General features: G+C 58.5%; 9 protein-coding genes. 4 read left to right on the top strand and 5 right to left on the bottom strand.

The features are described from left to right. Positions 1-333 precede the first annotated feature (333 nt). Entirely contained in the window at positions 334-2,739 is a 2,406-nt protein-coding gene (locus HQL98_10750) for a type IV pili methyl-accepting chemotaxis transducer N-terminal domain-containing protein (GenBank protein ID MBF0272528.1), read from the bottom strand. Positions 2,740-2,875: 136 nt separating this feature from the next. Between HQL98_10750 and HQL98_10755 the strand changes: the two genes are divergently transcribed. From HQL98_10755 to HQL98_10765, 3 genes are read left to right on the top strand one after another with little or no spacing between them, the layout of a single operon-like run. Then, entirely contained in the window at positions 2,876-4,168 is a 1,293-nt protein-coding gene (locus tag HQL98_10755; GenBank protein ID MBF0272529.1) for a paraquat-inducible protein A, read from the top strand. Further along, a complete protein-coding gene (locus HQL98_10760) occupies positions 4,158-5,984 on the top strand; it encodes an MCE family protein (GenBank protein MBF0272530.1) in 1,827 nt (608 codons plus the stop codon). Before HQL98_10755 ends, HQL98_10760 begins: the two co-directional genes overlap by 11 nt. Continuing rightward, positions 5,984-6,622, top strand: coding sequence for a membrane integrity-associated transporter subunit PqiC (locus HQL98_10765; GenBank protein MBF0272531.1), 639 nt, complete (start codon positions 5,984-5,986; stop codon positions 6,620-6,622). Before HQL98_10760 ends, HQL98_10765 begins: the two co-directional genes overlap by 1 nt. Before the next feature lie 28 nt (positions 6,623-6,650). Here HQL98_10765 and HQL98_10770 read toward each other — a convergent pair whose 3' ends face one another. Beyond that, on the bottom strand, positions 6,651-7,940 hold the full coding sequence (locus tag HQL98_10770; protein MBF0272532.1) for a DUF4910 domain-containing protein: 1,290 nt from the start codon (positions 7,938-7,940) through the stop codon (positions 6,651-6,653). Positions 7,941-7,981: 41 nt separating this feature from the next. Next, positions 7,982-8,884 carry a class I SAM-dependent methyltransferase gene (locus HQL98_10775; protein ID MBF0272533.1) on the bottom strand — a complete coding sequence of 301 codons (903 nt, stop codon included), beginning with the start codon at positions 8,882-8,884 and terminating at the stop codon, positions 7,982-7,984. 145 nt (positions 8,885-9,029) lie between these two features. Here HQL98_10775 and HQL98_10780 point away from each other — a divergent pair, with 145 nt between their 5' ends. Next, a complete protein-coding gene (locus HQL98_10780; GenBank protein ID MBF0272534.1) occupies positions 9,030-9,716 on the top strand; it encodes an N-acetylneuraminate synthase family protein in 687 nt (228 codons plus the stop codon). Between the two features lie 60 nt (positions 9,717-9,776). On the opposite strand, the gene HQL98_10785 is transcribed toward HQL98_10780, so the two are convergent. Then, positions 9,777-10,484, bottom strand: coding sequence for a glycosyltransferase family 2 protein (locus HQL98_10785; GenBank protein MBF0272535.1), 708 nt, complete (start codon positions 10,482-10,484; stop codon positions 9,777-9,779). Beyond that, the gene (locus tag HQL98_10790) at positions 10,463-12,223 is read right to left on the bottom strand and encodes a cytidylyltransferase (GenBank protein MBF0272536.1); all 1,761 of its coding nucleotides are present in this window, start codon (positions 12,221-12,223) and stop codon (positions 10,463-10,465) included. Before HQL98_10790 ends, HQL98_10785 begins: the two co-directional genes overlap by 22 nt. Positions 12,224-12,364 lie beyond the last annotated feature (141 nt).

Below are 12,364 nucleotides of genomic sequence, written 5' to 3' on the forward strand. Positions count from 1 at the left end.
AGGCTGTTTTGATGCTTCAGACCGCCTGAAGCGTTTTACTGGGCTGAACGGTTACCAAAAATCTGGATCTGGCACAAACGGATGTAAAATTTATACTGGTGATCCGTGGTCATCAGGATGCCTGGCTTCCGCCCCTGCAAGACGCATTAAAGAAGGCTTTGCAAGCGACGATCAAAACATGGTCGTTCTCTCAGCCTTCCGTCGTGGTCATCAACGATAGCGGCGCCAAGGCTGCGCGCTGCGCTTTTCAAAACAAAAGAAAAGGCAAAACCCTGGGAGAGGAATCTCCCAGACCCGCTCTTTTTTTTCAATTCTTTCAATAGGGTATCGAGGCTAGATTTCCGCGTCCCGCAACGACCGGATCACCGCGTTGGCCTCCTTGGACATGAACAGCTTGTCCAGTAACACAAACATCTGGGCGCGCAGGGTCTGGAAATCGTCCATTTCGGCAATGGCGGACTCTTTTTCGTGACGGGAAATCTTGGCGACAATGGAACGGGCGGTTTCGTGAACCCGCATGTGAACCTTGCCCAACTCCACGAACAAGGGAATGGCACCGAACCGGGCCGTGCCTTCGGAGTCGTACCATTTGCCGAAAGCGCATTCGTGACCGCTGGCCACCTCTTCCGGACGCAGTTTGGCCCGACCACGGATCACGTGTTCAAGCTTGCCAAGCCACTTGAGATGGGCGTTCTTGACCGCCTGCACATCGAACGCCGGGGAACTGTAGGAGAATCCCTCCTCCCACTGCTTGAGGGCTTCGCTGATCTCGTGGACCACGGTGGTCAGCATGGCGGCGTGATGGATCGAGCCGTTGAGATATTCCTGCAGATCCAAAGCCTGCAACACCTGTTTTTGCACATTGATCGAGGCGATATAGATCTCCTCGGAACCCATCTGCAAAGACGCGGTGCGCTCCTGGGCCATGGAACTCTCCTGGGCCACATTGGAAGCCCCCACCGCCACGTTGGAAGCGGCACGGGCGATCTCCGTGGTGCCGGCGGCGGCCTCGACAGCGGCGCGGGCCACCTCCTGGGAGGCCATGGCCAATTCCGAGGCGTTGCGGGTCACCTCGTCGGCGGCCTGGGTGACGCTGCGCATCGACTGGGCGATGTTGCCCACCGCCCGGGCCTGATCGTCCACGGAACGGGTGATCTCCAGATTGGTTTCGGTGATCTGCTCGATCAACGTGGTGACATCCCGGGTGACACTGGCGGCTTCCCGGGTCTTGTTCTGGATTTCCCGGGTCTTTTCGTGGATCATCCGGGTGGCGTCGGCGGTCTGACGGGCCAACTCCTTGACCTCGTTGGCCACCACGGCAAAGCCCTTGCCTGCCTCCCCGGCTCCCGCCGCCTCGATGGAGGCGTTCAAGGCGAGCATGTTGGTCTGATCGGCGATGGTCTTGATCATGCCCACCACCTTGCCGATCTCCCCGGCGGCCACCGCCAGCTTGTCCATCACCCCGAGGCTGGCGCGGGCGTTCTGGTTGGCTTTTTCCGAACGTTGATCCGCCAGTTGACACCGCTCCCGCACCGCCCCCAAAGAAGAAGTCAATTGGGTCATGGAGGCCGACACCGTGCTCACCGCCTGATTCACCTGTCCGAGACTGGTGTTGACGTTTTCGATGTTGGCGGTCATCTGCTCGGCGGCGGAGGCCATGGTGGTCACATTGACGCTCGCCTGCTCGGAAGCGGCGGCAATCGAGGAGACGTTGTTGGACAACTCGTGGGCCACTTCGTTGACGGAGTTGATGTTCTCCTTGACCTCGTCGATCTTGACCTTCAGCCCCTGGGTCTCCTGGTCCAGACTGTCGTTGAGCCGCAACACCTGTTTGGACAACGACACCGTGCCCTGGGAGTCCGCCGCCAGCAGTTCCCGCAACGGGATCAACTCGTTGACCACCGCCAGCACGCTTTCCGCCTGCAACCGCTGCTGACGCAACGAATGGGTGATCTGCTCGGTGACCAGATTGAACTTCTGACCGATGAACTCCAGTTCCGGGATATAGCCCTCCATGAAATGGACCTCCAGGTTGCCCTGGGCGTACTCTTCGAGCCGATTGGAAAAATCACCGATCTGATGGGTCAAAGACCAGTTGCGCCAAGTCAGAAACATCAAGCCCACCAGCACCAAAGCCAGATTGCTCCCCACCAGCAACCGGACCGCTCCGGTGACCCGATCCTGGGTGATGCGGGACTGGGCGGTCATGCGCTGGACAGCCTTGTCCATGTTGACCAGCAGGACCACGTTCTCCTCGATGACATGTTTCTTGATGGTTTCCAGATCTCCGGGTCCGGCCAGACCGGAGCGCACGTTGCGCTGAAAGGACTCCCAGCGATCCGCCACGGCCTGAAGATCCGCCAGCACTTCCGAAGAAGGGGTCAACATGGCCTCGAAGGTGGTCTGCTCCCGGTTGAGGGAGGAGGGGGCATTGCCGCCGGTCATCAGGGCTTTCAGAGTGAGATCAAAGATTTCCAGGCTCTCTTCGGACTGTTTCTTGATCCCCCGGTCCCCGGTGACCAGATAGATGAAAAACTCCTTGGTGGCTTTCTGGATCAACATGCGTTGCCGACCCGCCAGATTGATGGTGGCGGCGTCTTCGCTTTTGAGGCGGGAGGCGTAGTAGAGATTGCCCGCCGCCAGCAGGGCCAAAACCACCAAAAGCGCGCCAACGGTCTGCAACGACGCCTTGATGCCGATTTTTTGATCCCAGGCGTGGATGTTGATTTTTGACGTCATGGGGATTTCCTGGTAAATAAGAGAGACGGTTCGCCCCTGTTGATCCAATTCGCGAGCCAAAAAGCGCGCGTGCCCGAAATCCGGACACGAAAATCCTTGCACACGTGCATTATAGAACAGATGAACGGCGCGTCAAATGGAATGCCGACACACCCCTCGCGCAGAAAGCGTCACAGGGTCCATTCAGGATTCCTGGACCTTGTGTCACGACTGCCACGCTCCGTCCCGTCTGCCCCCACTGCCACCGGGTGGCGTGGCCCGGTGTCCCCGTTGCGGGGCGGAACTGGCCCGACGCGGCACCTCCTCTCCCGACGCTCCCCTGGCTCTGGCTTTGGCCGGATTGATCCTGTACCTCATGGCCAATGCCCAGCCCCTGTTGATTCTCAGGCTTGGCGGACGGCAACTGGGCAACACCCTGCTGGCGGGAGTCCTGGCCATGACCCGGGAAGGGATGTGGGATCTGGCGCTGCTGGTTTTTCTGACCAGCATGCTTTTTCCGGCCTTGATGCTCCTGGGACTGATCCATACCCTGTTGCCCCTGAAGTTGGGACATCAGCCCCGGCAAGGGATCAGGGTCTTCAAGATGGTGCTGGCGGTGACCCCCTGGTCCATGGTGGGAATCTATACCCTGGGACTGTTCGTGGCCTATGTCAAGTTGACCTCCATGGCCAGCGTGATGCCCGGCATGGCCCTGTACGCTTTTTTCGGTCTGCTGCTGGTCACGTCGGCGGCCCGGGCCACCCTGAATCCGGCCCAGGTCTGGGAACGGCTCGCCCCGGCGACCCCTCCCCCCCCTTCCGACGATCCCTGTCAGCGGGACCGGACCTTGTGTCACGTCTGCGCCCTGCCGGCGCGCCTGCCGGAAACCAAAAATTCCCATCCACCCCGCTGCCTTCGCTGTCACTCCCGGCTGCACCCCCGCAAAGCCGCCAGTTTGACCCGTACCTGGGCTTTGCTGTGGACCGCCACCTTTTTGTACATTCCGGCCAACCTCTATCCGGTGATGACCGTGATCAAAATGGGACGGGGAGAGCCGGATACCATTCTGAGCGGAGTCAAGCATCTGATCGAAAGCGGCATGTGGCCTTTGGCCCTGCTGGTCTTCATGGCCAGTATCGTGGTGCCGGTGATGAAAATCGTGATCCTGATGTTTCTGCTGATTTCCGTCAAACGCGGCTCGGTACTGCGCTGCCGGGACCGCACCACGCTTTACCGGGTACTGGAAACTTTCGGCCACTGGTCCATGGTGGATATCTTTCTGGTATCGATTCTCACCGCCCTGGTGGATTTTGGCTCCCTCGCCTTGATCAAGCCGGGGATCGGAGCCTCTTTTTTCGCAGCGGTGGTGGTCCTGACCCTGTTTGCGGCACGGGCGTTCGATCCCAGATTGATCTGGGATCCTTTAAACGAGAAACAGCATGAATCATGACTCCCCGCCCCAACCCCAACCGCTCGCCACGGAAACCCCCAACCCCTCTCCGGGGGAACCCTGGAACGATGCCCCGAACCCCTCTCCCACCGAAGCCCCGTGCCACCCCCAGACGACCGAATCCCCCGACCCTCTCCCTTCGGCCACGGTGGAAACCAAAGGATCCGGCGGATGGCAACTGGTCTGGTTCATTCCGCTGGTGGCGCTGTTGATCGGAGCCTGGCTGGTCTTCAAGACCTGGTCCGAGGCCGGTCCGGAAATCGTCCTGAACTTTAAAAGCGCCGAGGGCATCGAGGCGGGCAAAACCCGCATCAAGCACAAAGAGGTGGAAGTGGGTCTGGTGGAAACCGTCACCTTGAGTCCGGACTTCACCCATGTGCGGGTTCACGCGGCCCTGGTCAAGGGAACCGAACCCTTTCTCACCAGCGGCGCCAAATTCTGGGTGGTGCGACCCCGTTTGAGTCTGCGGGGCATTTCCGGACTGGGCACCCTGGTTTCCGGCGCCCACATCGAGATGGAACCGGGTCAAGGCTCTCCGCAACGCAATTTCAACGGCCTGGAAAATCCCCCCCAGGTACGGGTCGGCGCGCCGGGCAGTCGCTATCTCCTGGAGGCGCCCTCCCTCGGTTCCCTGGACGTGGGGGCGCCGGTCTATTACCGGGACATCCCCGTGGGGGAGGTGCTGGGTTATGAACTCAACAAGGACAAAAAAGGGGTCACCCTGCCCATCTTCGTGCAGGAGCCTTACAACGCCCTGATCCGGGATACCACCCGTTTCTGGGAGACCAGCGGTGTCGATCTGGTGGTGGATGCGGGAGGGTTCCGGTTGCGTTCCAGTTCGGTGAGTCGTCTGCTGATGGGGGGAGTCACCTTCAATACCCCGGAAACCCTGGAATCCGGCCAGTTCGCCCCGGAAAACAGTCGTTTCACCCTCTTCAAGAGCGAAACCGCCGTCGCCGAAGGCTCCTATACGCAAAAATTGTTGTTCGTGTTGTATTTCAAAGGATCGGTACGCGGTTTGAGCGTTGGCGCGCCGGTGGAATTCCGTGGCATTCAGGTGGGCAAGGTCACGGACATCCGGCTGGAATACGATTTCCAGGAGACCACCTTCCGCATTCCGGTCCTGGTTCAGATCGAGCCGGAACGGGTGATCGAAATTTCCGCCAACGGCATCAAGACCCTGCGGGGGGACTCTCCCCACGAGTTCCTGCAAACCCTGGTGAAACGGGGACTGCGGGCGCAACTCAAGACCGGCAGTTATCTCACCGGACAATTGTTCGTCGAATTGGATCTGCACCAGAACGCGCCTCTCACCCTGGTGGGAGGAACCCAGACCGTGCATCCGGAACTGCCCACCATTCCCACCAGTCTGGACGAGATCACCGCCTCGGTGACCCGTTTCCTGGACAAGATCCAGTCCTTGCCTCTGGAGGGGATCGGCAAGGAGCTGCATGAAACCCTGAAAGGGACCAACCGGGCCGCCAACGCCCCGGAAACCCTGGAGACCATCCGGGCCGCCCACGGAGCCTTGACCGAAGCCCGCAATCTTTTGAAAAATCTCAATCTGCAAGTCGAACCCATGGCCACGGGGGTCAAGGGGGTGAGTGGCGCGGCCACGGCCACCTTGAAGCAGCTCGAAGAGACCCTGGTCAAGGTGGATGGTCTAATCGGTCCCAAGGCGCCGTTGCATTACGGCATGGTGGAGGCGGTGCGGGAGTTGGCCGCCGCGGCCCGTTCGGTACGCAGTCTGATCGATCTGCTGGAACGCAAACCCGAATCCTTGATCTTTGGCAAGGAAAAGGAAGGAGTCCGCTGATGTCTTGTTTTCAGAAGGTTCACAGCCCCTTGTTTTTACTGGTCCTAACCCTGCTGTTGACCGCGGGATGCGCCGGACCGGCCTCGCCGCCGACCCGGTTTTTCCTGCTCACCTCCCTGCCCGTCCAGGAGGAGGCCGTCAAACCGGTGGCCAACCGGCAGCAAGGATTGGTGGTGGAGTTGGAACCGGTGGAGATTCCCCAGTATCTCAACCGTCCGGAGATGGTCACCCGCGCCGGTGGCAATCGTTTGCGGCTGGAGCGGTTGAATCAGTGGGCCGGGGATTTCAAGGAGGACATCGGGCGGGTCACCATGGAAAATCTTTCCCGCCTGTTGGGTTCGGATCGGGTGGTGATTCTGCCCAATCGGGCCGAAAGCGCGCCTCATTTCCGCATCGCCACCACCATCAACCGTTTCGAGCCGGATGAAGCGGGTCAGGTATCGCTCGACGCCCGTTGGACCCTGTTCGACGGCAAGGGAGGGGTGCTGCTCACCCGTCATACCCGTGTCACCGCCCTAGCCGACAAGGCCGAGGATCATGAATCGTTGGTGGGAGCCATGAGCAAGACTTTGGGCATGCTCAACCGGGAGATGGGCGAGGCGATCCTGGCCCAATCCGGCAAGGGAAAAGAAAAATAAACCCAACCCTTCAAACCAACGATCCGGTTCAGGACAAAACCATGGCGCGGGTCATGCTGTCGGGTTCCACGACCCGCAGCAGCCCCAATCCTTCCAGTTTCCGGGCCAATTCGGACAACTCCCAGACCGGTTTTTTAATGATTCCGGCGATGGCGAGCAGATCATTGGTACCATTCGCGTAGGCGAGCAGATTCCGCAACGCCGCCATGGAAAAAACGCCACGCTTGATGTTCAAGGTGGGATACAAGCCGTATTGGCCCAATTGGGGTTCTCCGAGGCAGGTGGCGCGATAGACCCGGTTCATCTCCGCCACTTCGATGCAGCGCTGCACATACCTAAATCCCCCGGCTAGCCCCTTGGGGGTGACCAGATCGAGATTGTCCAAAGAGGTGTGGTATTCCGGATAGGTGCCGTACTTGCTGCGACACACGGAGACCACAGGCAGATCCACGCCGGGGCTGCAATATTGCCGTTCGTCGCTGCCCCGTTCCAAAAACGAGTAAACCTGATGCCTTCCTTCCAGATGGGGCAGCACCTGGTTGACAATCCGATCCGCGAGCGTATTGGCATAGGGGGTGGACACGCAGGAATACAGGCGCTCGTCCCCGAGGCAGGAGAGATTGAAACCGGCGATCACCCGTTCTTTGAGTGTATCCAGATGTTGACTCAGATAGGCGAGGGAACCGATCGTCTCGGGAATGAAAAGCAACCGATACGAATAACGGCGCGGTTCCGACATCAGCCAGCGTCCGATCCAGGTCAGGATCACCGGACCGGACAGCTCATTGTTGGCCATGGAAGGATGACAAATATCGGTCGAGAGCAAAATTTCCTGTCGAGATTCCCCCGGCAGCAGGCATTCGCCATAGGTCAGGTATCCATCGGACAGATCGCTGTCGATCACCACCCGATACTGTCCGGGTTGCAGTTTGAGCCTTTCCCGATGCGCCAAGCAAAAGCCCCATCGTTCCGCATAGTAGGAGGTCACATACGGAATGGCCTCGGGTTGCTCTTCGAGGCTGTACAGGTGATCCTGCAACGCTTCCAGCGAAAACCAGGCATCCACCGGAACGGAATATCCGACCACGTGCAGATTGTTCTGTCGAAAGTCCACGATCCGCCGCCCATCGGCGGTGGCGATGAAGGCGTCGCGGATGTTCCACTCCCTGGGGATGGTCCAGTCGAACACTTTGGTTCCGGTCGGCAGTTCGGTCTGCCGGAGCGGAAGGTGATCCGCGATGATTCCAAGGGTCTCGCGGACGCCCTGACCGGTAAGGCTGCGACAGATTGGAAATAATTTTTGCAACAGGTCGTACATGGAAGCCTCTTCCGGCGTTCATGAACCTTGGAGATACCGGTTTATCCTCCCGCCTTGACGGCCTCCACGACAAACGCGGAGCACAGAAAATAGCCACGCCAGTTGGATGATTCGTGTTCCAGGGCCATGGCCTCTTCGCGGAACAGGCCCGGATTGTCGGCTGCCAGATAGGGCATGGCCGGGTGATAATGGTACCAACGCAATTGGATATCGATGAAGCCATGCCGTTTGAACTGTTCCACCACCTCGAAAGGGTTGTGGAACCTGGAAAGAATCTGATCGTATCCGGGGGCGTTTGAGCCTTCGACCTGTGTCCGCAGCGGTGGCATATCCATGCGCAGGCGGGATTCGAGTTCCTGGGCGACTTTTTGTTTGAGTTCTCCGGAGACGCCCGCGAGCAGATCGTTCAAGATGAACTCGTGGGTCAGTCGGTTGAGGGTGAACAGGGAAAACAGTTTGTTGCGGAATTCGACAAACACGCTTCCGCCCGGACGAATCATGGTGGCCATGTTTTCCAGCACGTTGTCATCATTGGCGACGTGGGGCATCACGCCCATGGCCATGAGTCCATCGAACAGTCCTTCCCGCAGAAAGTGGGCATAGGTCACCGGATCCTGAATATCGCCATAGCCGATGTGATCCGGATTCAGGTGATTTTCCCGCATGCGTTCCTTGGATTGTGCGACCATCTGCTCGGAGATGTCGAAGCCCCACACTTCCATTCCCGCCTTTGCCAGGGTTGCCAGGGGTGTTCCTTCCCCGACGCCCACTTCGATCACCCGTTTGAGTCCCTTGTTGATAAAAGCATTCAACAATAACTGTAAACGAAAATAATTGGCCGGATAACGCGCCTGGGGATCATGCAGAAAATCACGATTATACCTTGCCTGATACGCGGATGCAGTGGCATCATAATGCTGAGTAACCAATTGTGTTGGTTGCATATTTTTTCCTTTGGATCCGATTGCCCGACACCTGTGCCATAAAGCGCCTTTTCATTTTCCGATTCAGGAATGGTAAGGCTTAATCATAATGTTTGCAACCCGGGTCTTTTCCATTCATCCCTTCATTTTCGAGGTTCCTTGCACCATGATGTTCATCGCGGAAATCGGCATGAATCACAACGGTCACTTCGCGTTGGCCGGAGAGTTGATCCGTCAGGCGCAAATGGCGGGGGCGGATGTGGTCAAGATGCAGTTGGGCTGGCGGGACGGGGAGGGGGAGATCAACCGGTTGACTCCGGAGGTGATTGCCCAGTTGTATCGCCTTGCGGATTATTATGGCATCGAGTTGTTGTTTTCGGTCATCCGTCCGGACGCCTGGGAAACCTTGAAGCCGTTTCATCCCCGGCGGATCAAGATCGCCTCCCGCACGGTCAACGACTATCCGGAGTTGGTGCGTGAGGTGATTGCCACGGGTTTGCCGGTGATCATTTCTTTGGGCATGTGGCAAGGGGAGGGATTGCCTTTCGGGCAGCCGGCCAATGTGGAGTATTTATGGTGTCGTTCCAGTTATCCGGCTCACGCCTGGGATTTGACCGCGTTGCCCAAATCGTTCATCGGGACGCCTTATGCGGGCTACAGTGATCACTCTTTGGGGATTGAGGTTCCCTTGCTTGCCATTGCGCGGGGGGCGCGCATCATCGAGAAACATTTCACTTTGGACAAGTCCGACACCACCATTCGGGATCATGTGTTGAGTGCCACTCCGGAGGAGTTTGCACGGATGGTGGTTTTGGGACGGGGCATGCGACGCGCGATCCAGGCCGGCGTATAATCGACCCATTGAAGAAAAGAGGGGGTCTGGGAGATTCATCTACCAGACCCCCTCTTTTCTTCAATGGTTTGGAATCGATCCGTCCATCTCGCGCAACTTCTGATCGTAAACCGCCAGATCCTCATGATTGTGCGTGCGATTGGTGGCGTGATGACGGTATTTGTAAAACGGAAATTCCAATCGCCCAATGCGATACTTCTCCTCGAAACGCCGCCGCAACTCATGCCCCTCCCGCATCCGAAACTCCGGATTGTACAACCCGATGTCAAACAAACACTCCTTGCGAAACATGATCCCGCAAGCAATCTGATCCTCCATGCAATTGAAACGGCCCAACGCGTTTTCCAGATGATCCACCTTCACATAATCCACCGCCACCGCCTGATACTGACGGTTGACATCCAGAAACAATTTCATGATCTGCAAACAACTGCGATTCAAATAATCATCCGCATCCACCCGCACCACATACCGCCCCCTGGCCTGACGAATGGCATTGTTGAGCGCAACCGGCAACCCCTGGTTGATCTCATGCACCAACACGCGCAAATTCCGCACAATGGCCAGATTGCCCAACACCTCCTGGGTGTGATCCCCACTGCCGTCATCCACCACTAAAATCTCGAAAGTCCCCGGGGAAAGCCCCTCTTGATGATTGATGCTGCGCACACACCGCTCCACCCAGCGCCCCTGGTTGTAACAGGCGACAATCACCGAAATGTCAGGCAGATAAGAGGGATCCTTGCTCACACGCCGCCTCCCAGACAATCCCGCACCGCCGCCAACGCATACCGGGCCGCCTTCAACTCGGAATCCCGCGTCAACCCGGCGATGTGCGGCGTGATGACCAGATGATCGTTCCCATTGGCGTAACGAATCAACCGATGCCGCCGCTTGTCGGACAAGAATTCATCGGAAATCACATCCAGTCCCGCCGCGGCCAGATGACCATTGGCCAAATGAACCAGTAACGCCTCCTCGTCAATGATCTCCCCACGGGAGACATTGATGAAAATCGCCCCCGGCTTCATGGCGGCAAACCAGGCGTCATTCACCATGCCCGCCGTCGTGGCGTCCAGATGCACCGCGATCAACACGATGTCCGCCACAGCCAACACCGCCTCGTGACTGGCGCACGGCTCCACGCCGGGAGCGTCGATGGTCTTGTACGGATCGAAGGCCACCACCCGCATGCCGAACGGCTGGGCATACCGGGCCACATTGCCCCCGATGCGTCCAAATCCGATGATGCCCAAGGTGCGACCTTGAAACTCCACCGCCCGCAATTCATCCTCGATGTCGCGCCAATACCCCTGCTTGACCCGCTCCACCGCCTGAGGCAACTTGCGGACCGTGGCCATGATCAACGCCCAGGTGAACTCCGAAGAGGCGAAAATGGAATGAACGAAATCACTGTCCTTCAACCGGGAGACCACCACGCCATGCGCGGCACACCAGTCGAGATCAATATGGTTGGAACCCGTGGAAGGCGTGGCCAAAACCCGCAACCGACCCCGGGAAGCCTCCAGCAATCCCGCGTCGATGGTGTAGGTCGGACACGGCGAACAGATCCAGCCATCCACCTCCGGCAACAAACCCGCCACCTCGTCACGGCTGGCCCCGTGGGCCAAAATCACATCGGCGAAAGCCTGCAACTCCTCCCGGATCTCCGGCAAAAAATGGATCGGCGTGGTCACCAGCACCACAGGCCGTCCGCCGTGCAGCAACCGCTCCACCCCGGATTCCAGCACCGGCACCGGACGGTTGTTGCAAAACCCGTGACGCATCATGCACTCGGCCAACGGCAGATCCATGCGCTCGTCGATGTTGATGGAACGCTCCGGCTCCATGAGATAGGGACGACTGTCCGCCCCGTGCCGACTCCCCTCCTCCACGATCACCCGCCGGGTCATGGAATAAATGGCCCCATTGCGGATGTACGACGGGGGCTTCAGATCCTGACGCCGGGAACCGATGGCCGGTTCCGGATACTCTTGGGTGAAATCCACAATCTGATCATCGACGATGCGCTTCAAACGGATCGGATGTTTCTCCCCGGTATCCACCATGCTGATGACCGAATCCGCCCCGGTATCCAACAATTTCCGCAACGCCCCGTCGATGTCCCGCCCATCCCGCAACGGCGCCACACACGGCAGTTCCACCACCAGATCGTATTCGATCCCGAGGATCTTTTCGGTCTCCAACACCGCGAAACGCAACGAAGGCGCGGAAGCCACCAGATCCCCGGACAACTCCGCCGGTCGCAAAAACGGCGTCATGGCCCCGTAACGCCGGGCAATGGCGGCATAAACCGGACTGTCGGTGGAAACCACCACATGGGTCACCATCCGGGAATCCAAAGCCGCCCGGATGGAATAGGCCATCAGGGGATGCCCCAGAAGGGGATGAATGTTCTTGTCGGGAATCCCCTTGGAACCGCTTCTGGCCTGAATGACCGCCAGAACCTTGGGCCCAGTGGAGTCGGAAATGCCGGAATCGGACATGGCGCAAATCACCTGAAATGAGTGAAGGATAAAAATGGCGCGCTGCGCTTTTTTCGCAAAAGGCGCGCAGAAGTCAAAAGATTAAAGGATTGAAAGTCAAAATCCTGGGGAATGAATTCCCCAGACCCCTTCTTTTTTTCA

The sequence above is a fragment of the Magnetococcales bacterium genome (assembly GCA_015231755.1).
Classification (GTDB): domain Bacteria; phylum Pseudomonadota; class Magnetococcia; order Magnetococcales; family Magnetaquicoccaceae; genus Magnetaquiglobus.

What these genes read in the sequence shown, in the direction of transcription:
- HQL98_10750 (MBF0272528.1), bottom strand. Translation starts at nt 2,739, where the DNA reads ATGACGTCAAAAATCAACATCCACGCCTGGGATCAAAAAATCGGCATC.
- HQL98_10755 (MBF0272529.1), top strand. Translation starts at nt 2,876, where the DNA reads ATGGAATGCCGACACACCCCTCGCGCAGAAAGCGTCACAGGGTCCATT.
- HQL98_10760 (MBF0272530.1), top strand. Translation starts at nt 4,158, where the DNA reads ATGAATCATGACTCCCCGCCCCAACCCCAACCGCTCGCCACGGAAACC.
- HQL98_10765 (MBF0272531.1), top strand. Translation starts at nt 5,984, where the DNA reads ATGTCTTGTTTTCAGAAGGTTCACAGCCCCTTGTTTTTACTGGTCCTA.
- HQL98_10770 (MBF0272532.1), bottom strand. Translation starts at nt 7,940, where the DNA reads ATGTACGACCTGTTGCAAAAATTATTTCCAATCTGTCGCAGCCTTACC.
- HQL98_10775 (MBF0272533.1), bottom strand. Translation starts at nt 8,884, where the DNA reads ATGCAACCAACACAATTGGTTACTCAGCATTATGATGCCACTGCATCC.
- HQL98_10780 (MBF0272534.1), top strand. Translation starts at nt 9,030, where the DNA reads ATGATGTTCATCGCGGAAATCGGCATGAATCACAACGGTCACTTCGCG.
- HQL98_10790 (MBF0272536.1), bottom strand. Translation starts at nt 12,223, where the DNA reads ATGTCCGATTCCGGCATTTCCGACTCCACTGGGCCCAAGGTTCTGGCG.